This window comes from Pseudomonas sp. LFS074 (assembly GCF_047978165.1).
Taxonomy (GTDB): Bacteria; Pseudomonadota; Gammaproteobacteria; order Pseudomonadales; family Pseudomonadaceae; genus Aquipseudomonas; species Aquipseudomonas putida_P.
The window spans coordinates 3,020,325-3,046,124 of record NZ_JBFPFV010000001.1; the positions used below are offsets into that span (position 1 = coordinate 3,020,325).

Sequence of the window (25,800 nt, forward strand, 5' to 3'; positions counted from 1 at the left end):
TGGCCATGCATAAAGAAGCCCTTATTCCTTACCTGCTGCTGCTCGGCGACAGTGCCCTGGTGCAGGGCCAGCGCCTTTGCGAATGGTGTGGCCGTGCGCCTGCCATCGAAGAAGAGCTGGCCTTGATGAACGTCGGCCTCGACCTGGTCGGGCAGGCGCGCAACTGGCTGGAGTATGCCGCCGAGCTGCTCGATGACGGCCGTGATGCCGATGCCCTGGCTTTGCGCCGTGACGAGCGCGCCTACCGCAACCTGCTGCTGGTCGAGCAACCCAACGGCGACTTTGCCGTGACCATGACCAAGCAGTTTCTCTACGACGCCTGGCACTTCGCCGTGCTTCAGGGGCTGGTCGAGTCCAGCGATGCGCGTGTCGCCGGCATCGCCGCCAAGGCCCTGAAGGAAGTCACCTACCACTTGCGCCGCTCCAGCGAGTGGGTACAACGCCTGGGTGATGGCACCGAAGAAAGCCGCCAGCGCATGCTCGCCGCTATCCCGTCACTGTGGCGTTTCACTGTCGAACTCACGACCGGCAGCGACAACGAAGTGCATTTGGCCGAAGCCGGTATCGGCGCCAACCCTGCCGCTGTCGGTGCCGCCTGGCTCCAACAGGTCACAACGACCTTCACTTCGGTCGAGCTGCCGCTGCCCAAGGCCGCCAGCCATTTCTACCTGGATGGCCGCAAAGGGCTGCACACCGAGCACTTGGGCCTGCTGCTGGCCGAGATGCAGTTCCTGCCAAGGGCCTACCCCGATGCAACCTGGTGAGCTGATTGCCGGCGACCGCGGTGCGCGGGCGCTGCAAGGGGGCGACCTGGCACGCGCCTGGGCGGTATTGGGCCAGGTCATGGACCCGGAAGTCCCGGTGGTCAGCGTGGTCGACCTAGGGATCGTGCGCGACCTCGACTGGCGGGCCGGCCACCTGCACCTGGTGGTCACCCCGACCTACTCCGGTTGCCCGGCCACCGAGGTGATCGAGGGTGATATCCGCCAGGCGCTGGAGCAGGCCGGTTTCGCCGCACCAGCGCTTGAGCGCCGGCTGACCCCGGCCTGGAGCACTGACTGGATCACCGAGCTGGGCCGCGAGCGCCTGCGTGCTTATGGCATCGCACCGCCGCAAGGCAGCGCCAGCAAACGCAGCCTGCTTGGCGAAGCGCCTCAGGTGTGCTGCCCGCAATGCGGCAGCACCCATACCGAATTGCTCAGCCAGTTCGGTTCCACGGCCTGCAAGGCGCTTTACCGCTGCCGCGAGTGCCTGGAGCCGTTCGACTATTTCAAATGCATTTGAGCCGTGGAGAACGCCATGAGCCAGTTTCACAGCCTGACCATCAAGCAAGTGCGCAACGAGACCCGTGATGCGGTGTCGATCGCCTTCGATATACCCGAGCACCTGCAGGACCAATTCCGCTTCACCCAGGGGCAGTACCTGGTCATGCGTACCCAGCTGGATAACGAAGAAGTCCGCCGCTCCTACTCCATCTGCAGCGCGGTGCAGGACGGCGAGCTGCGTGTGGCCGTCAAACGTGTGCCAGGCGGGCGTTTTTCGGCGTTTGCAAACGAAGTGCTCAAGGCCGGCCAGCAGCTGGAAGTGATGCCGCCATCGGGCAGCTTCTTCGTGCCGCTGGACCCGACTCGCCAGGGCAATTACCTGGGAGTGGCGGCCGGCAGTGGCATTACGCCGATTCTGTCGATCATTGCCACGACCCTGGCCAGCGAGCCGAACAGCCGCTTCACCTTGCTGTATGGCAACCGTTCCAGCTCGGGCGCGCTGTTTCGCGACAAGCTCGAAGACCTGAAAAACACCTACCTCGACCGCCTGAACCTGATTTTCGTGTTCAGCCGCGAACAACAGGACGTTGACCTGTACAACGGCCGCATCGACGCCGACAAGTGCGGCCAGCTGTTCTCGCGCTGGCTGGACGTGCCCGGCCTGGACGCCGCATTCATCTGCGGCCCGCAGGCAATGACCGAAACGGTGCGTGACAGCTTGCAAGCCAACGGCCTGGAAAAACAGCGTATCCATTTCGAGCTGTTCGCCGCTGCCGGCAACGAAGCCCGACGCGAGGCCCGCGAAGCTGCGCGCCAGGTGGACGCGGCGCTCAGCCATATCACCGTGATCAGCGACGGCCGCGCGCTGACCTTCGACCTGCCGCGCAACACCCAGAACGTGCTGGACGCCGGCAACGCCATCGGCGCCGAGCTGCCCTACTCGTGCAAGGCCGGCGTGTGCTCCACCTGCAAGTGCCGAGTGATCGAGGGCGAAGTGGAAATGGACAGCAACCATGCCCTTGAAGACTACGAAGTGGCGGCCGGGTACGTGCTGTCGTGCCAGACCTACCCGGTGAGCGACAAGGTGGTGCTCGATTTCGACCAGCTTTGACACCGCGTCGCCTGTTTCGCGGGCGCGCCCGCTCCCACAGGGATCGCACAAAGGCGAAGAGCAACGCCTTACCTGTGGGAGCGGGCAAGCCCGCGAAGAGGCCATCAGCAACACCGCAACACCCGCGTGACCTCAACAAAACAATTACAACACCCAGAGATCGCAACCCATGACACCCGAACGCATAGAAAGCATCGCCAACCACCCCGACTTCCAGCACCTGGTGCGGCGCAAGCGCCGTCTCAATGGCAGCCTGACCCTGGCCATGCTGGTGATCTACTACGGCTTCGTCCTGCTGGTGGCGTTCTCGCCCAGCACATTGGGCCAGTCCCTCAGCGGCGGCGTGACCACTGTCGGCATGCTGGTGGGCGTGCTGATGGTGCTGCTGTCCTTCGCCCTTACCGGCATCTATGTGCACCGCGCCAACAACGTGCTCGACCCGCTCAACGACAAGGTCAAGCAGGAGTGCGCACAATGAACTGGACCGCCATTTCGATGTTCATGGTGTTCGTCTGCTTCACGCTGATGGTCACCCGCTGGGCTGCCATGCGCACCCGCTCAGCCAGCGACTTCTACACCGCTGGCGGGGGGCTGACCGGTATGCAGAACGGCCTGGCGATCGCCGGTGACATGATCAGCGCCGCGTCGTTCCTGGGTATTTCCGCGATGATGTTCATGAACGGCTACGACGGCCTGCTGTATGCCCTGGGCGTACTGGCCGGTTGGCCGATCATCCTGTTCCTGATTGCAGAGCGCCTGCGCAACCTGGGCAAGTACACTTTCGCCGACGTGGTCAGCTACCGCCTGGCGCAAACCCCGGTGCGCCTGACCTCGGCCTTTGGCACCCTGGTGGTGGCGTTGATGTACCTGGTGGCGCAGATGGTCGGCGCCGGCAAGCTGATCGAGCTGCTGTTCGGCATCAGCTACCTGTACGCCGTGATGCTGGTCGGTGTGCTGATGGTCGCCTATGTCACCTTCGGCGGCATGCTTGCCACCACCTGGGTGCAGATCATCAAGGCCGTAATGCTGCTGTCGGGCACCAGCTTCATGGCCTTCATGGTGCTCAAGCACTTTGGTTTCAGCACCGAAGCGATGTTTGCCAGCGCCGTGGCCGTGCATGCCAAGGGCCAGGCGATCATGGCCCCGGGCGGCTTGCTGTCAAACCCAGTGGACGCGATTTCTCTCGGTTTAGGCATGATGTTCGGCACCGCCGGCCTGCCGCATATTCTGATGCGCTTCTTCACCGTCAGTGATGCCAAGGAAGCACGCAAGAGCGTGTTCTACGCCACTGGCTTCATCGGTTACTTCTACCTGCTGCTGATCATTGTCGGCTTTGGCGCCATCGTGATGGTTGGCACCGAGCCGTCCTACCGCGATGCCACCGGCGCCATCATCGGCGGCGGCAACATGGTCGCCGTGCACTTGGCCCAGGCCGTGGGTGGCAACCTGTTCCTCGGCTTCATCTCTGCCGTGGCTTTCGCCACCATCCTGGCCGTGGTCGCCGGCCTGGCGCTGTCCGGGGCATCGGCGGTCTCCCACGATCTGTATGCCTGCGTGATGCGCAAAGGCAAGGCGACCGAGCAAGAGGAAATGCGCGTGTCGCGTGTTGCCACGCTGGTCATCGGCCTGCTTGCGGTGATCCTCGGCCTGATGTTCGAGTCGCAGAACATCGCCTTCCTCTCCGGCCTGGTGCTGGCGGTAGCCGCCTCGGTCAACTTCCCGGTGCTGCTGCTCTCGATGTTCTGGAAAGGCCTGACCACCCGCGGCGCGGTGTGCGGCAGCATGGCCGGCCTGGTCTCGGCGGTGCTGTTGGTCGTGCTGGGCCCAGCAGTGTGGGTCAACGTGTTGCACAACGAGACGGCGCTGTTCCCCTACAGCAACCCGGCACTGTTCTCCATGAGCCTGGCCTTCCTCAGTGCCTGGGTGTTCTCGGTTACCGACAGCTCCGAACGTGCCGTCGAGGAACGTGGCCGCTACCTGGGCCAGTTCATCCGCTCCATGACCGGCATCGGCGCTGCCGGCGCCAGCAAGCACTGATTTCAAGGACGAACAACCATGTCGGGTAAAACAACAACAATGAACCGCACGCACTTCATGTCAGCCGCCTGGCTGGCCACCCTCGCCCTGCCAATGCCGGCGCTGGCGGACTTCATCGGCGACAGCCATGCACGCCTGGAGCTGCGCAACCACTACATCAACCGCGACTTCCGCCAAAGCAATGCGCCCCAGGCCAAGGCCGAGGAATGGGGCCAGGGCTTCACCGCCAAGCTGGAGTCGGGCTTCACCGAAGGCCCCGTCGGCTTTGGCGTCGACGCCATGGGCCAGTTGGGCATCAAGCTCGACTCCAGCCGGGACCGTCGCAACACCGGCCTGTTGCCCTTCGGCCCGAACAGCCATGAACCCGTCGACGACTACAGTGAGTTGGGCCTGACCGGCAAGGTGCGGGTGTCCAAAAGCACCTTGCGCCTGGGCACCTTGCAGCCGATTCTGCCGGTGGTGGTGTACAACGACACCCGACTGCTGGCATCCACCTTCCAGGGTGGCCTGCTGACCAGCCAGGACCTCGAAGGCCTTACTTTCAATGGCGGCCGCCTGACCAAGGCCAACCTGCGCGATTCCTCGGGCCGCGATGACATCGGCTACGGCGCCGCGACCAGCGACCACCTGGACTTTGGTGGTGGTAGCTACGCCATCACCCCGCAAACCAGCGTCAGCTACTACTACGCCAAGCTTGAGGACATCTATCGCCAGCAGTTCGTCGGCCTGATCGATACCCGCCCATTGAGTGAAGGGGTGAGCCTGCGCAGCGACCTGCGCTATTTCGACAGCCGCAATGATGGCGCCGAGCGTGCCGGCAACATCGATAACCGCAACTTCAACGCCATGTTCACCCTGGGTGTACGGGCGCACAAGTTCACCGCCACCTGGCAGCAGATGTCCGGTGACAGCGCCTTCCCGTTCGTCAACGGTGGCGACCCGTTCACCGTCAACCTGGTCACCTACAACACCTTCACCCGGGCCGGGCTGGACTCGTGGCAAGTGCGCTACGACTACGATTTCGTTGCCATGGGTATCCCTGGCCTGAGCTTCATGTCCCGTTACACCGACGGCCGTCATGCGCAAACCGCCACCGTCAGCAATGGCCGCGAGCGCGAGCGCGATACCGACATCACCTATGTCATCCAGAGCGGCCCGTTCAAAGACGTCAGCCTGCGCTGGCGCAACGTCACCTTCCGCTCCGGCAATGGCCTGACCAACGCCGTGGACGAGAACCGCCTGATCATCGGTTACACCCTGGCGCTGTGGTAACAGCGCCCCCCTCACATTTGAACAGCATGGAGAACAGCATGTCTGCCGCCCCTACTCTGCAAAGTTTCATCGCCGGCCGTTGGCTCGGCCAGCACGGCGCCCAGGCCCTGCGCAGCGCCCTTGACGGCCACGTGCTGGCCTACAGCCATGAAGAGCGCCCGGACTTCGCCGAAGCTGTGGATTACGCGCGAGCGCGGGGGCTGGCCTCGCTGATGGGCATGGACTTCCAGCAGCGCGCCCAACGCCTCAAAGCCCTGGCCCTGTATTTGGCCGAACGCAAGGAGCAGCTCTACGCGCTGTCCCACCACAGCGGTGCAACCCGTGCCGACAGCTGGATCGACATCGAAGGCGGCAACGCCACGCTGTTTTCCTATGCCGGCATCGGCAGCCGCGAGCTTCCATCAGGCAACCTGGTGCACGAAGGCCCAGCCATCCCGTTGGGCAAGCAAGGCCACTTTGCCGGCAGCCATATTCTGGTGCCGCGTGCAGGCGTTGCGGTGCACATCAACGCGTTCAACTTCCCCATCTGGGGCATGCTGGAAAAATTCGCCCCGACCTTCCTGGCCGGCATGCCATGTATCGTCAAGCCAGCGACCTCGACCAGTTACCTGACCGAAGCCGTGGTGCGCCTGATGAATGCCTCCGGCCTGCTGCCCGAAGGCAGTCTGCAACTGGTGATCGGCAGTACCGGCGACCTGCTCGACCGCCTGCAAGGCCAGGACGTGGTGACCTTCACCGGTTCCGCCGACACGGCCGCCAAATTGCGTGTCACGCCGAACCTTGTACGCAATTCGGTACCGTTCACGGCTGAAGCCGACTCGCTGAACTGCGCCATTCTTGGCCCGGACGTAACCCCGGACAGCGAAGAGTTCGACCTTTACATCAAGGAGGTGGTGCGTGAAATGACCACCAAGGCCGGGCAGAAATGCACCGCCATCCGCCGCGCCATCGTGCCGGCCAAGCATTTGGACGCGGTCGCCACGCGCCTACGCGAGCGGTTGAGCAAAGTCGTGATCGGTGACCCGTCGGTGGAAGGCGTGCGCATGGGCGCCCTGGCCTCCCACGATCAGCAGCACGACGTGGCCGAGCGCGTGCGCAGCTTGCTGCAAAGCTGTGACCAATTGTTCGGCGCCAGCGACGGCTTTGCCCCGCGTGGCGAGGGCGTGGCCGAGGGCGCCTTCTTCGCCCCGACTCTGCTGCAAGCCCGCGACCCGCATGCCGAAGGTGGCGCCCACGATATCGAAGCGTTCGGCCCGGTCAGCACGCTAATGGCCTATGACGACCTCGACGAGGCCTTGGCGCTGGCGGCGCGTGGCAAAGGCAGCCTGGTGGCGACCCTGGTTACCGCCGACCGCAGCGTGGCTGCCAAGGCAATCCCGGCGGCGGCTGCCTGGCATGGCCGCCTGCTGGTGCTCGACAGCGAGGCCGCCAAGGAATCCACCGGCCACGGCTCGCCACTGCCGCAGCTCAAGCACGGCGGCCCGGGCCGGGCCGGTGGTGGTGAAGAGCTGGGTGGCCTGCGGGCCGTCAAGCACTACCTGCAGCGCGCCGCCATACAAGGTTCGCCGAGCATGCTCACGGCGGTCACCGGCGAATACGTGCGTGGTGGTGAAGTGATCGAAACCGAAGTGCACCCGTTCCGCCGCTACTTCGAGCAACTGCGCATCGGCGAGTCGCTGCTCACCCATCGGCGCACTGTGACGGAAGCTGACCTGGTCAATTTCGGCTGCCTGTCGGGCGACCATTTCTACATGCACTTCGACGAAATCGCCGCGAAGGAATCGCAGTTCGGTAAACGCATTGCCCACGGCTACTTCGTGCTGTCGGCGGCGGCCGGGTTGTTCGTGTCGCCCGGTGCCGGGCCGGTGCTGGCCAACTATGGGCTGGATACCTTGCGCTTCATCAACCCGGTGGGCATTGGCGATACCATCCAGGCGCGCCTGACCTGCAAGCGCAAGATCGACCAAGGCAAGACCAGCCCGCTGGGGCAGCCGCAGGGTGTGGTGGCGTGGGATGTCGAGGTGACCAACCAGCTGGGTGAGCTGGTGGCCAGCTATGACATCCTGACATTGGTGCTGAAAAAGCCACAATGACCCGTTGAAGCTATTGGCCTCTTCGCGAGTCAGCCGCGCAGAGGCCAATTACCCTGTCGCCGCCGGGTCTCCCGCCGATTGGTTTGGCTTGCTTCCCGAAACCCGCCAGCTCACGGCGGTAATCCCATAGCGTTCGGCCATGGGCCGGCTGACCTTTTTGATCTTTTCGCGACCAAACTTGGGAATGATGCCGATGCCCGCATCGCAACTTGCCCAATGCCAGGCTTCGGCATTGTCCAGCCGCTCCAGACGAATGATGAAACTGCGCGGCTGGCCATGCAGTTGGTAATCGATGATGTACAGCTGTGGGCCTGGCATCGCTGGGGCCTCCTCTTCTCCATGGATGACACCCTGATTGATCAGGCCATGGCCAGAAAATTCAAAATTTCGGCGAACAATTGGCATCATCTGCGAGCGCTGTCACTCATTGGCTACGGCTCCCGCCGTGGCTGTTCTGCCCACCCTTGCGGCCTGCTTCCGAAGCCCGTTGGCGATCGTTGGCGAAGTTACCGCCAGAGGCCTTGCCGCCCTTTTGGCCAGCGCGCGAAGCCCGTTCCCGGTCATTGGCGAAGTTGCCTGGGTTGGTTTCCTTGGTGCCGCCGCGCTGGCGGGTTCGCTCTTGGTCTTGCGCCATGTCGTTTCTCCTTGCGATGGGTCGCTGGTCGCATGAATCTTTGCCATGCCTAGCTTCCGAGCCTCTGAATGATGAGTCTGCTCAATGGTTTTGCCGGCAGCTGACCAATGGCACGAAACTCAGGCATGCACACTCCACTGAACGGCCTCCACCCCGATCGGCATTTCGTCAATGGCATCAATCAGCCCGTTCTCCATCGCCTCGCGTGGCCCTAGAATCCGCGGATAGGCCATCAGGTAGCGTGGCACATCCAGCACCTCGGCTGCCCCCTCGGTCCGCTCGGTGACGATCTGCGCATAGAGCCGCAGATCGTAATCCAGGCTCATCGCATACTCGGCCATCCGTGAATGGTCCACCGAACCATGCAAAGTCCAGTGAAACGGATGGAACAGGAACTTGCTGAAACTGCACGCCGTGCGCCGTTCTCCGGCCAGGAACAGGATATTGCCCATGGATTCCACGGTGCCCAGGTTGTGGGTATGCACCTCCACTGGCAACGCCCGCAGAAAATTGTACAAAGTGAACCCATAGCTGCATTCACCGCCCATGGTGGCGATGTTCAGTTGCAACACCTCGGCCCCCTGCTGCAACGCCCGCGAACAGGTACTGATCAGGTTGCCACAGGTCGAGGAATTGATCGGCCCGGTGAAGTGAATGATATGTCTGGCCATGCTTGCCTCCAGGGTTGGCAGCTCATTCCTTGGTGTTCTGCGCATCGTTGCCCTGCCCGGCCATCTGTCGGTACTGCTTGCGCAGGGCGTGCAGCTCGGCGGGGTCCATATCCTCCAGGTCCAGCAGCGCCTTGTGTGCCCGGCGCGTGGTGCGCAGCAGTTCGTCGATCTTGATGTGCAGTTCGTCGTTGTCGCGGTTCTGGGTGTTCTGGATCAGGAACACCATCAGGAAGGTGATGATGGTGGTCGAGGTGTTGATCACCAGTTGCCAGGTGTCATTGAAGTGAAACAGCGGCCCGGTCACTGCCCAGGTCAAGATCAGCAGGCAGGCGATGCCAAAGCTCAGCGGGCGTCCGGCCCAATTGGCCAGCCAGTGGGCGAAGCGGTCGAATTTCATGCTGGCACCCTTCCACGAAGCGGATAACCGGTGGAAACGTCAGCCGCTCTAAAGTTCAACCCGACATCAGCACTTCCCATTGGTCACGTGCGCTGAACCCAGCGGGGGCTCCACCAGTCGCACATTCAGAGCAACTGAATGGAAGGCGCCTTGTGGACAAGACCCTGCCCGCCCCAAACCGTAGCATCGACACAGTCACCACGGTGCGCCGGCTCAATGTGCTGACGCTTAACGTGCACAAGGGCTTCACCTTCTTCAACCGGCGCTTCATCCTGCCCGAGTTGCGCGAGGCGGTGCGCGCCACCGGCGCTGACCTGGTGTTCTTGCAGGAAGTGCACGGCAGCCACCAGCAACATGCCCAGCGCCATGCGGCCTGGCCAGAAACGCCGCAATACGAGTTTCTCGCCGACAGCATGTGGCCGCAGTTCGCCTATGGGCGCAATGCCGTGTACCCGCATGGCGACCACGGCAACGCGTTGCTGTCGAAATTCCCCATCAGCCACTTCAACAACCTGGATGTTTCAGTGCAGGGCAACGAACAGCGCGGCTTGCTGCATTGCCAGCTGGAAGTGCCGGGCCATGATCAGGTGCATGCGGTGTGCGTACACCTGGGCCTGCGTGAGGCCCACCGGCAGCGCCAGGTCACGCTGATGCTGGACCTGTTGGCCAGCCTGCCGCCCCGAGCGCCGGTGATCGTCGCCGGCGATTTCAACGATTGGCGGCTTAAGGCCGACGCCGTGCTCTGCGAGCACCTGATAGAGGCCTTCGGCAAGCCGGCGCGCAGTTTCCCCGCGCGCCTGCCGTTGTTACGCCTGGACCGCATCTACTTGCGCAACGCCGTGCCCGGTGCTGCCCAGGTGCTGTCGAAATACCCGTGGTCGCACCTCTCCGACCACGTCCCACTGGCTGCGGAGATCAACCTGTGAACCGACCTTGGGTAGACGGCAACAGCGTGCAGTTGCTGATCAATGGCGAGCAGTACTACCCCCGCGTGTTCGAGGCCATGGCCCAGGCGCGAGAAGAAATCCTGCTGGAAACGTTCATCATCTTCGACGACAAGGTTGGCCAGCAACTGCAGCAGGTGCTGATCGATGCGGCCCGGCGCGGCGTGCGTGTGGAAGTGGCGGTAGACGGCTACGGCACCGCCGACCTGCCAGGCGCGTTCATTTCGGCGATGACCGATGTGGGCGTGAGCTTCCACGCGTTCGACCCGCAGCCGCGGCTAGTGGGCATGCGTACCAACCTGTTCCGGCGCCTGCACCGCAAGATCGTGGTGGTCGATGGTGAGCGGGCCTTCATCGGAGGCATCAACTACAGCGCCGACCACCTGGGCGACTTTGGTGCCATGGCCAAGCAGGACTATGCCGTGGAAGTCACCGGCCCGGTGGTTGCACAGGTACATGCCGCCAGCAAGCGCCTGATGTCGCCAGTGCTGCAGCCACCCAGTGCGGCTCGCCCGGTTACCGAGCCTGCCGGGGCCAGCAGCGCCGTGCTGGTCGAGCGCGACAACGGGCTGCGCAGTACCGATATCGAAGCCCACTACCTTCAGGCTTTTCGGGGGGCCAAGCAGCGCATCGTGGTCGCCAATGCGTATTTCTTCCCAGGCTACCGGCTGATGCGTGAGCTGCGCAATGCAGCCCGGCGTGGCGTGGAAGTGCGTTTGATTTTGCAGGGCCAACCCGACATGCGCTGGGTCCGCGCACTCTCACGCCTGCTGTACAACTACCTGCTGCGCGACGGCGTGGTGATTAACGAATACTGCCAGCGGCCGCTGCATGGCAAGGTGGCGCTGGTGGACGACCAGTGGGCCACCGTCGGTTCCAGCAACCTCGACCCACTGAGCCTGTCATTCAACCTGGAGGCCAATCTGTTCATCCGTGACCGAGCCTTCAACCAGCAACTGAATCAGCACCTGCAGGCCCTGGCCAACGAACACTGCAAGCCAGTCACCCTGGAGCGCATGATTCGCGGTTACTGGTGGCGGGCACCGCTGATTTTCGTATGTTTCCACGTGATTCGCCATTTTCCGCGCATTGCCGGCTGGTTCCCGGCGCACCGCCAGCGGTTGCGCTCGGTGCAGCCGGAAGCCGAGCCGCAAGGCGACTTGCACGAGGGCAGCACCTGATGGCGCGCAAAGGCTGGCAAAGCTGGGGCAAACGCTTGTTCACGCTGGCGTTCCTGGTCCTCATCCCTGTGTTGCTGTACCTGCTGGCGCGCAACCTGGACTGGAACGAAGTGCGCCAGTCCTTGCTGGCCTACAAACCTGGTGCCCTCGTCATAGGCTTGGCGATTGCGCTGTGCAGCTACCTCACGTTCGCCAGCTACGACCTGCTGGCACGGGCTTACACCGGCCACCACTTGCCTGCCCGGCAGGTAGTGCCCATCGCGTTCGTGTGCTACGCCTTCAACCTCAATTTTACCACCTGGGTGGGCGGCGTCGCCTTGCGTTACCGGCTATACGGGCGCCTTGGCCTGGACACGGCGACGATCACACGCATTCTAACCCTGGGCCTGCTGACCAACTGGATGGGCTACATGCTACTGGGCGGCACAGTATTTGCTTTGGACCTGGTCGAGCTGCCCAGTAACTGGGCGGTGGGCGCTACAGGCTTGCGCCTGATCGGCCTGCTGCTGCTGGCGATCGCCGGCGGTTATCTGCTGGCCTGTGGTTTTGCCAAAAAGCGCACCTGGTGCTGGCGCGATCACGAAGTGACGCTACCGTCGCTGCGCCTGGCGTTGAGCCAGGTGGCGCTGGGCGCCAGCAACTGGGCACTGATGGCGCTGCTGATCTTCTGGCTTTTGCCGGGCAACGCGTTTTACCCCTCGATACTCGGCATTCTGCTGATCAGCTGCGTGGCTGGCGTGGTCGCGCATATACCGGCCGGGCTGGGCGTGCTGGAGGCAGTGTTTCTGGCTCTGCTACACGGGCAGATGGCCCAGGGCACGCTGGTGGCTGCCCTGCTGGGCTATCGCACGCTGTACTACTTGATCCCGCTGCTGCTGGCGGTGATCTGCTACCTGATCCTGGAAAAGCGCGCCAAAGCCATGCGCCAGGACGACACACCCGCCCAAACCTGACACTGGCTTCAGGGCAACGTCCAGCCGCTCAGCGGCTCGGCTCGCTCAAGGCTTGCTGTCCTCGTCAATGACCGCATCATCGCTCCACGGTATGCCGTCCAGCGGCGCGGACCGCGCCAGCTCGGCCTCGTCCAAGCCTATGCCGCCCCCGATCTCATCGGCGTTCACCTGCCGCAAGGTCTGATCCGCCGGGCCCTCACTGTCGCCAGACTCATACGGGTCGCGGGCACCTGTTTCGTCCAGCAGAGTGTCCTGGCTCAAATCGTCATAGGTGACGTTGTCTTCATGCAGGCTATCACTCAGCGCCTCGCCGCCGGTCATGCCGCTTTCGGCCACACGCCGTGGTGAAAACTCCCGAGCGACGTCGTCGGCCGGTCGTTCGTCGCCCACACGTCCTTGTCGCTCATCCAGGCGCTCATCGAAGTCCAACTCGTGGACGCTGCCCATGCGGTCTTCGGTGTCATCGATTTCTGTAGGGGTATACGGCGTGGGTTTATCTGTTCTGGCCATGTGGGTTCTCCGTCGGTTGGCTTCATTCGGTCGACTGCGTCTGCCTGTTGAAGATTCAGAGTTTTTTGAACTACCCCTCACTGCAGCGCCTCCCACCTTAGAGACTGCGAACCACCCGGAGCCCTCCATGGCCAAGCCCCTGCAGGAATATGCGCGCAAGCGTGACTTCAGCGCCACGCCCGAGCCAGACGGCAGGCGCAGCCGTGGTAAACAGGCCCACGCCCTGCTGTTCTGCATCCAGAAGCATGACGCCAGCCACCTGCACTATGACTTCCGCCTGGAGCTTGATGGCACCCTGAAGAGCTGGGCGATCCCCAAGGGGCCGTCGCTGGACCCCAAGGTGCGCCGACTGGCCGTGCATGTGGAGGACCATCCGCTGGACTACGCCGACTTCGAGGGGCATATCCCCGAAGGCCACTATGGTGCAGGCGATGTGATCGTTTGGGACCGTGGCATATGGGAGCCCGAGGGCGATGCCCGTGAGGCTTATGCCAAAGGCAAGCTGCGCTTTCGCCTGCAGGGTGAAAAGCTCAGTGGTGTGTGGAACCTGTTTCGCACCCACCTGGCCGGCAAAAAGGAGCAATGGATGCTGGTGAAGTCCCACGATGGCCAGGCGCGCAGCGAAGCTGACTACAGCATTGTCGAGGCCCAGCCTGACAGCGTGCTCAGCGACCGCACCTTGTTGCCACGCAAGGCCGCTGCAAAAAAGGCCACTACACCGCGCACCAACCGTCAACGCACCGGAAAAGGCCAGCATGCGCCGTTGCCAGCGCAGCTACAGCCGCAGCTTGCAACGTTGGTGGATTCCCCGCCTAGCGGCGACTGGCGCTATGAAGTCAAGTTCGACGGCTACCGCATCATGGCCCGCATCGACGGCGAAGACATCCGCCTGTTCACCCGCAATGGCCACGACTGGAGCAGCAAAATGCCCCGGCAGGTCGCTGCCTTGCGCGCGCTGGGTGTCGGTTCGGCCTGGCTCGATGGCGAAATGGTGGTGGTTGACGAAAATGGCGCAGCAGACTTCCAAGCCTTGCAGAACGCCTTCGATACCGAGCATGACGAAGGCATTGCCTATTACCTGTTCGACCTGCCGTTTCTTGGTGGTCGGGACCTGCGTCAGGTACCGCTGCAGGGCCGCCGCGACACCTTACGCCAATTGCTTGGGCACGATAAGTCGGACGTACTCAAGTTTTCTGCCGACTTTGACCAGCCTGTCGAATCCCTGCTCGACAGCGCCTGCCGTCTGCAGCTCGAAGGGCTGATCGGCAAACGCGTCGACAGCCCGTACAGTGGCCGCCGCAGCTCGGACTGGGTCAAGCTCAAGTGCAAGCAACGCCAGGAATTCGTGATCGTCGGCTACACCGACCCCAAAGGCAGCCGCAGCGGCTTCGGGGCCTTGCTGCTGGCCCTGCACGACAACGACAGTGGTGAGCTGCGCTATGCCGGAAAGGTAGGTACCGGCTTCAGTGATACCACCCTGGCCACCCTGCTTGCCCGGTTAACGTCCCTGGAAACTGCCAAGCCAGCCGTGGCCAGGCCGCCCACCGGTGCCGAAGCCCGTGGTGTGCATTGGCTGCAACCGAAACTGCTCGCTGAAGTCGCCTATGCCCAGATGACCCGTGATGGCATCGTGCGCCACTCGGTTTTCCACGGCCTGCGCGACGACAAGGCGGCAACAGCTATCGACCTGGAGCGCGCCATGCCCGCCAAGACCGTGCCTAAGCGCAGCAAGCAGGCCAAGACGTCTGAAACCCCGGATGAACTGCACCTGACACATCCTGACAGGGTGATCGACGCCACCCTGGGTGCGACCAAGCGCGAAGTCGCCGAATACTATGCCGACATCAGCCAATGGATCCTGCCACAGCTCAAGCACCGCCCGGTGGCGCTGGTTCGCGCACCGGACGGCCTGGCCGGCGAGCTGTTCTTCCAAAAGAACGCGGGCCAGCTGCACATACCCAACGTGCTTAGCTACGAAAAGGCCGAGGCCGGCCAGGCGGCGATGGTTATCAATCGCCCAGACACGCTGCTAGGCGCGGTGCAGATGAACATGCTTGAACTGCACACCTGGAACGCCACGGACAAGGACTTCGACAAACCCGACCGCTTCGTGCTCGACCTGGACCCTGACCCCGCGTTGCCCTGGAAGGCCATGCTGGAGGCGACTCAGCTCACCCTTACCCTGCTTGACGAGCTAGGCCTGAAGGTGTTCCTGAAAACCAGTGGAGGCAAAGGCATTCATGTTGTAGTGCCGTTGACCCGGCGCGCCGGCTGGGACGAAGTCAAAGGCTTCAGCCACGCCATCGTCAACTACCTGGCCACGTTGTTCCCGGACCGTCTCAGCGCGGTGTCTGGGCCGAAAAACCGTGTTGGGCGCATCTTCATCGATTACCTGCGCAACAGCAAAGGCGCCACCACCGCGTGCGCTTACTCCCTGCGTGCCCGAGAGGGGCTGCCTGTTTCGGTGCCCATATGGCGCGACGAGCTGGTGCAGCTCAAAGCCGCCAACACGTGGAACATCGCCAACGTGCGCGAGCGTCTCGCAGAAGTCGAAGACCCATGGGCCGACCTGGGCAAGGTGCGCCAGTCCATCACTGCCCGCATGCGCAAGCAACTGGGGCTCTCGTGATGGCGCAACAGCGAATGGACATGACCCGGGAGACACGCCCATGAGCATCGTTCAAGACTTCAACCTGACCACCCTTGACCGCCTGTTGCGCGCCTTTGGCGAACGCCAGCAAGCGCTTAACCTCGACACCCAGCTGCCGCAGCTGATTCAGGCGCTGCAAGCTGACCACCTGGACCTGCTGCCCTTGCCGGGGCAAGGCAACACCCTGCGTCGCTGGCAGACCTTGGCCCGCGTGGCGGGTTGCGACCTGGCTCTGGCCAAACTCTATGAAGGCCACACAGATGCCCTGGCAATTCTGGCCGAGTGTGGTGCCGCGTACCACGCGCGCGACGGCATCTGGGGCGTGTGGGCCGCCGAACCGCCTGATGCCCGTACGCGGATCACGGCTCGCGAAGGTAAACAGGTGCTATTGAACGGCCGCAAGGCCTGGTGTTCAGGCGCCTTGCAGATCGACCGGGCGTTGATCACCGCCTGGGATGAGGCGGAGCAACCGCAACTGGTGGCCATCGAATTGTCGCAACCGAGCCAGGGTTTGAACATCGAGCATTGGCAGGCTGTAGGCATGGGCACGACTGCCAGCGTCGAACTGTCGTTCAACGACACTCCTGGTACGCTCATCGGCAAGGCCGGCCAATACCTTGCACGCCCAGGCTTCTGGCACGGCGGTGCAGGCATCGCCGCCTGCTGGTTCGGCGCGGCTGAAGCGCTGGCGGACTACCTGCGCGAACACTGCCGCAGGCCCCGCCCCGACCCGCATGCCGATGCCCATCTGGGGGCCGTTGACGCTGCGTTGTACGGTGCCCGCGCAGCGCTGCGCGAGTGCGCCGCCTGGATCGACCTGCAGCCTGCAGCAGATGCCAGTTTCGAAGTGCGCCGTACCCGTGCCCAGGTAGAACAGGCGGTGGAACAGGTGATCAGCCATGTCGGGCGAGCGCTGGGCGCTACACCCTTCTGCCGCAGCAGCCACTTTGCTCGGCTGAGCGCCGATCTGCCGGTGTTCATTCGCCAAAGTCATGCCGAGCGTGACCTGGCGGTGTTGGGCCAGCAGTTGGCCCAGGGGCCGGCCGGAGCCTGGCAGCTATGAACGAGAATCTGATTCAGTCGAGCAGTGGCACGCCTTGGGCATCCTGGCAACAGGCCGCGCATCTGGCCCGTGCTACCTGGCTCGATCCGCGCCAGCTTTGCCCGCCAGGGCGCCGCCTGGTATTGATTGCACCCCACCCGGACGACGAAATACTCATGGCCGGCGGCCTGCTGGCGGGGTTCACCGGTCGCGAAGAAGAACTGGTGCTGATTTCCGCCACCGATGGTGAGGGCAGTCACCCAGGTTCCAGCCACTGGAGCGAGCACCGCTTGCGCCGCCAGCGCCCTCTGGAGAGCCGCCAGGCCCTGAAGCAGCTGGGCCTGGAGCCAAACCAGATGGACTGGCGCAGGCTGCATCTCAGGGACGGCCAGCTGCCGCGTGAAGAAGCGTTTCTGGTTAGCCACCTCACCCAGTTGCTGCGGCCCGATGACCTGTTGATGGCTACCTGGCGTAATGACGGGCATTGCGATCACGAGGCCGTCGGCCGCGCTGCCGCGCATGCGGCGGCGGCCCGCCAGGTGCAATTGGCCGAGGTACCGGTTTGGGCATGGCATTGGGCAGAGCCTGACGATCCACGTCTGCCGTGGCCCCGTGCCCACCGTCTGCAACTCGATGAAAGCCGCTTGGCACGCAAGCGCAAGGCGTTGGCCGCTCACGTCAGCCAGCTGGGACGGGACGACGAACAGCCAGTGCTGCCGTCCAATCTGCTGGATTGTCTGCTGCAACCTTTCGAACTGGTCTTTCTGTAGTGGAGCCTTCATGAGCCTCGATTCGCAGTATTTCGCCGAGCTTTACGCCACCAACGAAGACCCTTGGGCCTTCCGCACTCGCTGGTACGAGAAACGCAAGCGCGAGTTGGTCATGGCCAGCCTGCCTCGGCAGTGCTATCAGCGAGTGTTCGAGCCAGCCTGTGCCAATGGCGAGCTCAGTGCGCTGCTGGCCGAACGCTGCGCCGACCTGCTCTGCCAGGACCTGGACCCGACCGCTGTGAACCTGGCCCGCGTGCGGCTTGCACAGGTACCCAATGCCTCGGTGGAACTGGCCCGGTTACCTACGCACTGGCCGAGCGGGCGCTTTGACCTGATCGTGCTCAGCGAAGTGGGCTACTACCTCGACTCCACCGACTGGCTGCATGTGATCGAGCAATCAGCGGCCAGCCTGACCTACGACGGTGGGCTGCTGGCGTGCCACTGGAAGCATCCCATCGTCGGTTGCCCGCAGGATGGCCGTGAAGTGCACCGCATGCTCGCCCGGCACCTGCCGCTGTATCAGCAGTTCCAGCATGAAGAGGCGGACTTCGTGCTGGAATACTGGTCCTGCCAGCCCAGCGTGGTCGACCTCGACGAGACCTGCCCATGATTGCCGTGGTCATCCCTGCGCATAACGAAGCGCGCCGGCTGGGACGCTGCCTGCGGGCGGTGCTGGTCGCTGCCCAGCAGGCGCAGCAGGCGGGGTACCGCGTGGAGGTGCTGGTGGTACTCGACCGCTGCAGTGACGCAAGCGCCGCGGTGGCAAGGCGTTTCGGTGTCCAGGCCTTGATGGTGGATGCCGGGAATGTCGGCATGGCGCGCCGGGTGGGTGCGGCGCACATGCTCGAACGCGGCGCGCAGTGGTTGGCCTGCACCGATGCAGATAGCCGGGTACCGGCACACTGGCTGATGTCGCAGCTGGCCTGCAGCGCCGATGTGGTGTGCGGCACGGTGCACATCGACTACTGGCAACCCTGGCACACAGCCGCCCTGCGCAAGGTGTACCAGAGCCGTTATGAAGCGCGCGAAGGCCACCGGCATGTGCACGGCGCGAATCTGGGGGTATGTTCCGATGCCTACGCGCGGGTGGGCGGCTTCAAACCGTTGGCGGCGCATGAAGATGTGCAACTGGTCAGTGACCTTCAGGCCTGCGGCGCACAGATCGTCTGGACCGCCAGGCACAGCGTGGCCACCAGCAGCCGGCTTGACAGCCGCGCCCGCGAAGGGTTTGGTGATTATCTGGCGAGGTTGCAGGCACAGGCCTCGCAAAGCGCCCCCGACAGCCCTCCGGTTAAAACCTCATGACGCCTTGCGCGCTTTCTTCGCCGGCTTCTTGCCTGCCAGGCTGCGCTTGAGCAGTTCGGTAAGGTCGAGGATGTCCGCACCCTTTTCAGCACTCGCAGCGTCGCCGTTCACCACAGACTCGATCTTGCCCTTGCTGGCCTTCTCTTCCACCAGGTCCATGATGGTCTGGCGGAAGGCATCGTGATACGCCTCGGGCTTCCAAGGCTCGCTCATGTCCTCCACCAGACGCTTGGCCATGTCCAGCTCGCGCTTTTCCACCTTGTTGTCCGTCACGCTGCTGTCCAGTTCCAGCGTCTCCAGCCCGCGTACTTCTTCGGGCCAGCGCAGGGTAATCATCACCAGCGCGTCGTCCAGGGGGCGCAGCAGCGCCAGATGCTGGCGGGTATGCAGTACCACGGTGGCCAGTGCCACCTTGCCGGTCTTCTGAAGCGTCTCGCGCAGCAAGGCATACACCTTGCCACCACGGCGGTCCGGGGTTAGGTAGTACGGCGTATCGAAATGCTGCAGTGGGATCTCGCCAGCTTCGACGAAGGAAAAGATATCGATGGTCTGGGTCGCTTCGGGCCGAGCCTTGCGGATCTCTTCCTCGCTGATTACCACGTAGCGGCCCTTCTCGAATTCCACGCCCTTGACGATGTTGTCCTTGTCGATTTCCTTGCCGGTCACCTTGTTCACCCGCTTATAGCCCACAGGCTCCATGCTGCGCTTGTCGAGCCAGTCGAAATCCACCCGCTCGGTACGCACGGCGGTATGGAGTGCCACGGGGATGTGCACGAGGCCAAAACTGATGGCGCCTTTCCAGATTGCCCGAGCCATGAAGTGCTCCGAAGATTGCCTGCCGATACCAGAAGTGACTGCGGCGGGCGTCAATGGTTTCTCGGCGGGCGCGGGCACCGACCAGCAGTCAAGCCTGGCTGAACAGGACCCGCTTGAACGCCTCGGCCGCGAGGTGCACCTGCACCGACCAATCCCCCGCCGCATCGCTGCCGGCATCGTCGGAAACATACTTCAGACAAACAAACGGAATGCCTTCGTCACGCGCGATCAACGCCAGCACATAGGCTTCCATATCGACCACGTCGTAAGGTGCATCGCCGTGGTTGATTTCGAAGCTGTCACCGCTGCCACAGGCTTCCAGGGCCAGGCCGGGGATCACTGCCCCATGCTCCAGTACTACCGGGATATCCGACAAGGGTGTTTCGTAGCGGGCAAAGCCCAGTGGGGTCACGTCCATGTCGCGTTGCACGAAGCGGTTACAGCACACCACCTGGCCCTTGCCATGGCGCTGGCTGCCAGCTGAGCCAAGGTTGACGATAAGCTTGGGCTTGCGCGTTGCGATCGCTTTGGTGAGCGCAATAGCCGCATTGACCTTGCCAATGCCAGTGAACACGGTGTTCACCTCGTTGAACACATCGCCAGCCTCGGCCTCGAGGGCGAAAACGAACAGCGTGTCATTCAGGGAAATGTCGGGGAATTGCTTGATCAGCATCATTGAGCAGGTGTTTCCGCGTGGCTGCAAGGGGCGCGGCCATTGTCGGCCAACCCCGGCTAATTGCAAGCCTGGCGGTGCTGAGTGCCGCCCTTTTCGCTGATTGCAGTGCCAGGTCGCCCCGGCACTGCGTCGGTCAATTACGAGCGGCCGCCCTTGCGACCCGACTCGCGATCGTGCGGCATGTTGCTGCCCGAAGACTGGCCGCCCTTGCGTCCGGCTTCAGAAGCCTTTTCTCGGTCATTGGCGAAATTACCTGGGTTCTTGTTACCGCCCTGGCTGCCTTGTTGATTGCCGGTACGGCTGTTGTCTTTAGTGGCCATGGTGCTCAAACCTCATGTGACTTCGGAATGCACGGCAAGCTGCCGTACACAGGTTCGGAGTTCGGCGATATCGCGGGATTCGTTTTATTGCGAAGGGTTCGGACCGGTGGCGTTAAATAAGCGGCAACGCCATATTTGGCGCGCCTGTCAGTCGCGCGGCGGGCTATCCATACGAGCCTGGTGGCGACCCAGCCAGCCACCTGTCGCTGCCCAGCCCAGGGCAATCAGCGCGCCGATCAACATCGCCAGTTGCGGGTGCTCGCCGATGACGTCCAGCGCACGCTTGACCCAGCCGCTCAGGGCATCGCCGCCACGATAGACCACGGTGTCGATGAAGTTCTTGGCCTTGTACTTGTCCTCGGCGGGCAGCACGGTGAACAGCATCTCGCGACCTGGCCGCACCAGCGCATACTCGCCGGCACGGCGCACCACCATCACTACAACGAACACGGCGAACACCGGCGCCAGTGCCAACCACAGAAAGCCTGCTGCCATCACCACCGGCACTGCCACCAGCAAGACCCCAACGCCTAGCCGACGAGCCAGGCGCCCGGTAATGAACACCTGGGTGAGGATGGCCAGCGCCTGCACAACGGTGTCGATCAGGCCGAAAACCTGGGTTTGCCGGGTGCGGTCGGTAAAGGTTTCACTGACGATGCGCGCCTGTTCGAAGTACAGAAAGGTGCTGACGCTGGCCAGCAGCACCACGAATAACGCGATACCCAACAGGTACGGCGAACGGAGCACGGCGGTGGCGCCGGCAAACGGGTTGCCGCCTAATGGGCGCGAGGCCAGACGTTCTGTTTGCGCCGGCAGCGGTTGGCGCGCCCGCCAGCGTTGCAGGAACAAGGCCGCGACGATACTGCCTATCAGAAATGCCGCGGCCAGCACCAACAAACCGGCATGGCCCAGCGGTGCGACCAACAAGGCGCCGAACAGGGGGCCGCTAAGCCCACCCAGGCTTGCCCCGGCCGCCAGCAGGCCGAACAAGCGCTTGCCTTGCGCGGTTGAAAACAAGTCGGCGAGCACGCTCCAGGCCAGCGAGATCGTCAGCAAGTTGAACACTGATAGCCAAATGTAGAAGGCTCGGGCAGTCCACAGGTCGTCTGGATTGCCGGCAAACAGTGCCGCGAACAGTAGCAGGTTGCTGGCGAAGAAACCGTAGGCCCAGGGCAGGATATGCCTGCGTTGCACCTTGGAGGCCAACCAACCGAATAGCGGCAGGCACGCCAGGGTAGCGATGAAGGTGCCGGTGAACAGCCATTGCAGGTTGTCCACGCCACCGGCAACCCCCATGGTTTCGCGCACCGGGCGCAGCATGAAGTAACCGGTGAACAACAGGTAGAACAACAGCAAGCCGGCGATGACCGCCGGCCCTTCGCCGGGCTGGATGTTCAGCCCTTGGTCCAGACGCCGCCGCCACGCCTCCATGGTGTCAGGCGAACTGCTTGATCAGCGCCTGTTGCTGCGCGTGAGTGAGCATGGGGTCATGCCCAGCCTTGAGCTGGTCAAGCTGGCGGTCGGGCCGGCCGGTGGCGGGGATGACCGTGGTCACTGCCGGGTGGCTGATGGCGAACTTCAAAAACAACTGCGCCCAGCTGCCGATGCCCGCTTCAGCGGCCCAGCCCGGCAAGGCCTGGTCCTTGACCCGGGCGAACAGGCGGCCATCGTCGAAGGCACGGTTGATCAATACGGCAACGCCCTTGTCCTGGCACAGCGGCAGCAGCTCACGGGCGGCGTCGGGGGCGTTGACCGAATAGTTGATCTGGATAAAGTCCAGCGGCTCGCTACGCACTATTCGCGCGACTTCGTCCTGGCCACTGTTCAGGTAATGGGTGATGCCGACGTAACGCGTTTTGCCTTGCTGCTTCAGCTCACGGGCATAGGGCAGTTGGGTCTGCCAGTCGCGCAGGTTGTGGATCTGCAGCAAGTCGACCTTGTCGGTGCGCAGGCTTCTGAGGCTGCCGGCCCACTGCCTTTCGGCGTCAGCCCGGTTGTCGGCGGCGATCTTGGTAGCGATGAAGCATTGCCGGTGCCAGCCGCCCTCCTCCAGCAATTGGCCAAGAATGCTGTCGGCGCCGCCATAGTTGGGCGAGGTATCGATCACCCGCCCGCCACCGTCGAAAAACGCCTTGAGCACCGCTTTGAGCTGCTGGTACTGAGCCGAGCCAGCCTCCACCTCGAAGCTGCCGGAAGTGCCCGCGCCGATCACCGGTAAGGCTTCACCGGTGGACGGCACTTTGCGAGCCAGCAAGCCCACCGGGGTGGCAGCATGCAGCCAGGGGCTGACGACGGTCAGCAAGCCCAACGTGGCACCTGTGCGTAGGACATCACGACGTGCGTACATGAAAAAGCTCCCGTCATGAATCGGAAACTTTCAAGGCTAGCCGCTCTAACCCACGCCAGCGGGTGTTTCTGTATCTGGATGTTTAGTGATCAGGCCCGCAGCAGTTGGCTCAGGTCGACACCCGTCTCAGCCATCGGCGGGCACCAGTAGTAGCCGCCTGTGAGTGGCCGGCTGAAGCGGTAGAGACCGTCGATAATGCCGTCTTCCAGGCCGCTCATGCGTCGCAGCTGTACTTCGAACGCATCGAAGCTTTGGCCCAGGGCGACGAAGGCCAGGCCGGCACCGCGCTGGTCGGCCCAGGCCACCGAGCGACGGACCATGAACGCCTCGGGTTCGAAACTTTCCTGAGCCGTACGTTTGACGTGTGCGGACTCGGGTGCATCGTCGAGTTCCTCGTTGTCGCTCAGGCGGCGGCCGATGATGTTGTCCTGATCAGCTTGGGGCAGCGACTTGAAATACTCCAGGTCGTGCTTCCACAGCTGGAACGCGGCATAGCTGGAACCATCGGCGGCAATGGCCGCTTTTACGGCAGCTTCGTCCACCGGATTTTCGGTGCCGTCTTCGTAACCGGTCAGGTCGTGGCCGCCACGGTGCAGGAAACCATCAACGCTGTCGGCCAGGCGCAATGCCGGTGCCAGCGCCTGCTCGAGCGCCTGGGCGCGCAACAGCAGGTCGCCACGTTCGTTGCCACGCAACCACAGCCACAGGGCGTGTTGGGTGCTGGGGTTCTCCACGGCGGCATCCAGCAGCGGGAAGGCGCGCAAGCCTGGCACATCACGGCCCATGGCCTTGACCAGCGGGGCGCCAATACCGAGCAGAAGCTGTTCACCATCGACCTGTGGCAGCAAGGCATCCAGGGCGGCAGGCAACGCCTCGGGCGACTGCAGGGTGAAGAACAGGTGGCGGGCGTGGGCCGGCACCGGGGTGGCAAGCAGACCTTGCTGGAACGGCATGACAGGCTAATCCTCGGTTAAAAGCGGCATGCTACTGCGCCCACAGGCCCGCTGCAATGCGGCATGCAGCCTCGCCACGCGCTGCGCTTGGTAACAAACGGTTACCAAGTGCTGGCCCTTTGCGATTAGCTATCAATCAGGGCCGGCCTACACTGCTCGAGATCCTTCGCCCGAGAGACCGCCCATGACCGCCTCGCCCTTGCTCACAGCCTTTCTGCCGCTTGCCCTGGGCATCATCATGCTCGGCCTGGGGTTGTCGCTCACCCTGGCTGATTTCGCTCGCGTGGTGAAGTACCCCAAGCCGGTGGTGGTAGGCCTGGCCTGTCAGATCCTGCTGCTGCCGCTGGTGTGCTTCCTGATCGCCAACGGCTTTGGTCTGGAGTCTGCCTTGGCAGTGGGGCTGATGCTGCTGGCCGCCTCGCCAGGCGGCACCACGGCCAACCTGTTCAGCCACCTGGCTCATGGTGACGTGGCGTTGAATATTACCCTGACGGCGGTCAACTCGCTGATTGCGATCCTGACCATGCCGTTGCTGGTGAACCTGTCGCTGAGCTGGTTCATGGCTTCGGACCAGGCTATCCCATTGCAGTTCGCCAAGGTCATGCAGGTGTTTGCCATTGTCTTGCTGCCGGTGGCGCTGGGCATGCTGATTCGCCATTTCGCCCCGGCATTCGCTGCGCGCATGGAAAAGCCGATGAAACTGGTAGCGGCGCTGTTCCTGGCCTTCACCATCGTCTTGGCATTGGCCAAGGACTGGCAGACCGTGGTCGAGTACGCACCGGTGGTAGGCCTGGCCGCGCTGCTGTTCAACCTGCTGAGCCTGACGGTGGGCTATTGGGTGCCACGGCTGCTGAACATCCCCAAGCGCCAGGCGATTGCCATCGGCATGGAGATCGGCATCCATAACGGGACCTTGGCCATTGCCCTTGCATTGAGCCCGTCGCTGCTGAACAACGCGACCATGGCAGTGCCGGCTGCGTTGTACAGCCTGATCATGTTCTTTACTGCGGCTGGGTTCGGCTGGTGGGTCAGCCGAGGGCAGGTGGCGGCGCAACCCAAAGGGGAAACGGCGAATTGAACCCCTGTCGGTTTATCACGGCTGGCTGCGCTTGCGTCGAAGCTGCGCCGTCAACCTCTTCAGGGGCGGCGCATAGAAGAACCCGAACGACACACTCCCCGTGCGCCCCTTCACCGCATGGTGCAACCGATGCGCCCGGTGCAAGCGTTTCAGATAGCGGTTGACCGGCCGTGGCTTGTGCGGCCAATGCCGGTGAAAGAAGCCGTCGTGGGCCAGCACATACAGCACCCCGTACCCTGCCACGCCGCCGCCTACCCACTGCAGCGGTGCAAAACCGCTTTTCCCGAGCGCCACCAGCGCCGTGGCAATCAGCCCCAGGGCCACCAGGTAGAGGTCGTTGGTTTCGAGCATGCCCAGTTGTGGCTCATGGTGCGAGCGATGCAGCCACCAGCCCCAGCCATGCATGATGTACTTGTGAGCCAGCGTGCCAACGCCCTCCATGGCCACCAGGGTGCCGAACAGGACGGCGAAATTGAACAGCATGGAACGGTCCGGGTGATGGCAAAGGGAGGCGCAAGGGTACCGGCTGCTCAGGTATTTTTCCATGCGGGCGTGACCGGCTGCAGGCCATTCGCGGATGAAGCCATTGTCATGTTTTTGCCCTTGACCTGCCCTGCCACGCGGCGTATGGTCCGCGGCGCAATTTTGCCTTCCTCAACAGGAGACCTGCCTTGGACAGTAGCCCCAGTCGCTTGCGACAGGCCCACGTGGCGCGCTAGCCCGGCAGTGTCCTGCACTGTCTGGCCGCTCTGGCAAGACGGTGGTTTCTTGTAAC

27 protein-coding genes and 1 pseudogene are annotated in these 25,800 nt (G+C 63.2%); 16 read left to right on the plus strand and 12 right to left on the minus strand.

Annotated features, from left to right (window positions below):
* Window positions 1-5: 5 nt before the first annotated feature.
* The 7 genes from paaC (at window position 6) to paaZ (ending at window position 7,778) form a co-directional block, all read left to right on the plus strand.
* Window positions 6-764: a 1,2-phenylacetyl-CoA epoxidase subunit PaaC gene (gene paaC, locus ACNQP3_RS13835; protein WP_060492377.1), complete on the plus strand. Its 759-nt coding sequence runs from the start codon at window positions 6-8 to the stop codon at window positions 762-764.
* Entirely contained in the window at window positions 751-1,284 is a 534-nt protein-coding gene (gene paaD, locus ACNQP3_RS13840; protein WP_264317234.1) for a 1,2-phenylacetyl-CoA epoxidase subunit PaaD, read from the plus strand. Before paaC ends, paaD begins: the two co-directional genes overlap by 14 nt.
* A gap of 15 nt (window positions 1,285-1,299) precedes the next feature.
* On the plus strand, window positions 1,300-2,376 hold the full coding sequence (paaE, locus tag ACNQP3_RS13845) for a 1,2-phenylacetyl-CoA epoxidase subunit PaaE (RefSeq protein ID WP_264317235.1): 1,077 nt from the start codon (window positions 1,300-1,302) through the stop codon (window positions 2,374-2,376).
* Window positions 2,377-2,545: 169 nt separating this feature from the next.
* Window positions 2,546-2,854 (plus strand): DUF485 domain-containing protein, encoded by a 309-nt coding sequence (locus ACNQP3_RS13850; RefSeq protein ID WP_012272262.1) that lies wholly within the window; start codon window positions 2,546-2,548, stop codon window positions 2,852-2,854.
* The gene (locus tag ACNQP3_RS13855) at window positions 2,851-4,413 is read left to right on the plus strand and encodes a cation acetate symporter (RefSeq protein ID WP_244965051.1); all 1,563 of its coding nucleotides are present in this window, start codon (window positions 2,851-2,853) and stop codon (window positions 4,411-4,413) included. The genes ACNQP3_RS13850 and ACNQP3_RS13855 overlap by 4 nt, the downstream gene beginning before the upstream one ends.
* Window positions 4,414-4,452: 39 nt before the next feature.
* The gene (locus tag ACNQP3_RS13860) at window positions 4,453-5,685 is read left to right on the plus strand and encodes an OprD family porin (protein ID WP_012272264.1); all 1,233 of its coding nucleotides are present in this window, start codon (window positions 4,453-4,455) and stop codon (window positions 5,683-5,685) included.
* A 38-nt stretch (window positions 5,686-5,723) separates the two neighbouring features.
* Entirely contained in the window at window positions 5,724-7,778 is a 2,055-nt protein-coding gene (gene paaZ / locus ACNQP3_RS13865) for a phenylacetic acid degradation bifunctional protein PaaZ (protein WP_264317236.1), read from the plus strand.
* Between the two features lie 48 nt (window positions 7,779-7,826).
* On the opposite strand, the gene ACNQP3_RS13870 is transcribed toward paaZ, so the two are convergent.
* The 4 genes from ACNQP3_RS13870 to ACNQP3_RS13885 form a co-directional block, all read right to left on the minus strand.
* Window positions 7,827-8,096: a DUF6555 family protein gene (locus ACNQP3_RS13870; RefSeq protein ID WP_012272266.1), complete on the minus strand. Its 270-nt coding sequence runs from the start codon at window positions 8,094-8,096 to the stop codon at window positions 7,827-7,829.
* Between the two features lie 106 nt (window positions 8,097-8,202).
* Complete coding sequence (locus ACNQP3_RS13875; RefSeq protein WP_012272267.1) at window positions 8,203-8,412, minus strand: general stress protein; 210 nt, start codon at window positions 8,410-8,412, stop codon at window positions 8,203-8,205.
* Between the two features lie 119 nt (window positions 8,413-8,531).
* Window positions 8,532-9,083, minus strand: coding sequence for an ATP-dependent Clp protease proteolytic subunit (locus tag ACNQP3_RS13880; RefSeq protein WP_012272268.1), 552 nt, complete (start codon window positions 9,081-9,083; stop codon window positions 8,532-8,534).
* 22 nt (window positions 9,084-9,105) lie between these two features.
* Window positions 9,106-9,480, minus strand: a complete 375-nt coding sequence (locus ACNQP3_RS13885; protein ID WP_012272269.1) for a low affinity iron permease family protein — start codon at window positions 9,478-9,480, stop codon at window positions 9,106-9,108.
* Between the two features lie 152 nt (window positions 9,481-9,632).
* On the opposite strand from ACNQP3_RS13885, the gene ACNQP3_RS13890 reads away from it, so the two are divergent.
* Genes ACNQP3_RS13890 through ACNQP3_RS13900 form a run of 3 tightly spaced genes read left to right on the plus strand, consistent with a single transcriptional unit; the run spans window position 9,633 to window position 12,558 of the window.
* Complete coding sequence (locus ACNQP3_RS13890) at window positions 9,633-10,406, plus strand: endonuclease/exonuclease/phosphatase family protein (RefSeq protein ID WP_264317237.1); 774 nt, start codon at window positions 9,633-9,635, stop codon at window positions 10,404-10,406.
* Window positions 10,403-11,605, plus strand: coding sequence for a cardiolipin synthase ClsB (gene clsB / locus ACNQP3_RS13895; RefSeq protein WP_264317238.1), 1,203 nt, complete (start codon window positions 10,403-10,405; stop codon window positions 11,603-11,605). The genes ACNQP3_RS13890 and clsB overlap by 4 nt, the downstream gene beginning before the upstream one ends.
* A complete protein-coding gene (locus tag ACNQP3_RS13900; protein ID WP_264317239.1) occupies window positions 11,605-12,558 on the plus strand; it encodes a lysylphosphatidylglycerol synthase domain-containing protein in 954 nt (317 codons plus the stop codon). Before clsB ends, ACNQP3_RS13900 begins: the two co-directional genes overlap by 1 nt.
* A gap of 45 nt (window positions 12,559-12,603) precedes the next feature.
* Here ACNQP3_RS13900 and ACNQP3_RS13905 read toward each other — a convergent pair whose 3' ends face one another.
* Entirely contained in the window at window positions 12,604-13,068 is a 465-nt protein-coding gene (locus ACNQP3_RS13905; protein WP_264317240.1) for a phosphotransferase system, HPr-related protein, read from the minus strand.
* A 127-nt stretch (window positions 13,069-13,195) separates the two neighbouring features.
* Here ACNQP3_RS13905 and ligD point away from each other — a divergent pair, with 127 nt between their 5' ends.
* From ligD to ACNQP3_RS13930, 5 genes are read left to right on the plus strand one after another with little or no spacing between them, the layout of a single operon-like run.
* Complete coding sequence (ligD, locus tag ACNQP3_RS13910; protein WP_264317241.1) at window positions 13,196-15,697, plus strand: DNA ligase D; 2,502 nt, start codon at window positions 13,196-13,198, stop codon at window positions 15,695-15,697.
* A gap of 40 nt (window positions 15,698-15,737) precedes the next feature.
* The gene (locus ACNQP3_RS13915) at window positions 15,738-16,781 is read left to right on the plus strand and encodes an acyl-CoA dehydrogenase family protein (RefSeq protein WP_264317242.1); all 1,044 of its coding nucleotides are present in this window, start codon (window positions 15,738-15,740) and stop codon (window positions 16,779-16,781) included.
* Window positions 16,778-17,530: a PIG-L deacetylase family protein gene (locus tag ACNQP3_RS13920; RefSeq protein WP_264317243.1), complete on the plus strand. Its 753-nt coding sequence runs from the start codon at window positions 16,778-16,780 to the stop codon at window positions 17,528-17,530. Before ACNQP3_RS13915 ends, ACNQP3_RS13920 begins: the two co-directional genes overlap by 4 nt.
* A gap of 10 nt (window positions 17,531-17,540) precedes the next feature.
* Complete coding sequence (locus ACNQP3_RS13925; protein ID WP_012272277.1) at window positions 17,541-18,140, plus strand: class I SAM-dependent methyltransferase; 600 nt, start codon at window positions 17,541-17,543, stop codon at window positions 18,138-18,140.
* A complete protein-coding gene (locus tag ACNQP3_RS13930) occupies window positions 18,137-18,835 on the plus strand; it encodes a glycosyltransferase (protein ID WP_060492369.1) in 699 nt (232 codons plus the stop codon). Before ACNQP3_RS13925 ends, ACNQP3_RS13930 begins: the two co-directional genes overlap by 4 nt.
* On the opposite strand, the gene ACNQP3_RS13935 is transcribed toward ACNQP3_RS13930, so the two are convergent.
* The 6 genes and pseudogenes from ACNQP3_RS13935 to ACNQP3_RS13960 all read right to left on the minus strand — a co-directional run bounded on the left by ACNQP3_RS13935 (window position 18,830) and on the right by ACNQP3_RS13960 (window position 23,947).
* A complete protein-coding gene (locus ACNQP3_RS13935) occupies window positions 18,830-19,651 on the minus strand; it encodes a Ku protein (protein WP_012272279.1) in 822 nt (273 codons plus the stop codon). The genes ACNQP3_RS13930 and ACNQP3_RS13935 overlap by 6 nt on opposite strands.
* Before the next feature lie 88 nt (window positions 19,652-19,739).
* A complete protein-coding gene (locus ACNQP3_RS13940) occupies window positions 19,740-20,327 on the minus strand; it encodes a nucleosidase (RefSeq protein ID WP_012272280.1) in 588 nt (195 codons plus the stop codon).
* Window positions 20,328-20,464: 137 nt separating this feature from the next.
* Window positions 20,465-20,590 (minus strand): annotated as a pseudogene (locus ACNQP3_RS13945) (general stress protein); the annotation flags it as partial.
* 204 nt (window positions 20,591-20,794) lie between these two features.
* On the minus strand, window positions 20,795-22,078 hold the full coding sequence (locus tag ACNQP3_RS13950; RefSeq protein ID WP_012272282.1) for an NTP/NDP exchange transporter: 1,284 nt from the start codon (window positions 22,076-22,078) through the stop codon (window positions 20,795-20,797).
* 4 nt (window positions 22,079-22,082) lie between these two features.
* Window positions 22,083-22,994 (minus strand): aldo/keto reductase, encoded by a 912-nt coding sequence (locus ACNQP3_RS13955; RefSeq protein WP_012272283.1) that lies wholly within the window; start codon window positions 22,992-22,994, stop codon window positions 22,083-22,085.
* An 89-nt stretch (window positions 22,995-23,083) separates the two neighbouring features.
* Window positions 23,084-23,947 carry a Dyp-type peroxidase gene (locus tag ACNQP3_RS13960; RefSeq protein ID WP_264317244.1) on the minus strand — a complete coding sequence of 288 codons (864 nt, stop codon included), beginning with the start codon at window positions 23,945-23,947 and terminating at the stop codon, window positions 23,084-23,086.
* 184 nt (window positions 23,948-24,131) lie between these two features.
* Here ACNQP3_RS13960 and ACNQP3_RS13965 point away from each other — a divergent pair, with 184 nt between their 5' ends.
* Window positions 24,132-25,025 (plus strand): bile acid:sodium symporter family protein, encoded by an 894-nt coding sequence (locus tag ACNQP3_RS13965; RefSeq protein ID WP_012272285.1) that lies wholly within the window; start codon window positions 24,132-24,134, stop codon window positions 25,023-25,025.
* 15 nt (window positions 25,026-25,040) lie between these two features.
* Here ACNQP3_RS13965 and ACNQP3_RS13970 read toward each other — a convergent pair whose 3' ends face one another.
* Window positions 25,041-25,508: a sterol desaturase family protein gene (locus tag ACNQP3_RS13970; protein WP_041166491.1), complete on the minus strand. Its 468-nt coding sequence runs from the start codon at window positions 25,506-25,508 to the stop codon at window positions 25,041-25,043.
* Window positions 25,509-25,800 lie beyond the last annotated feature (292 nt).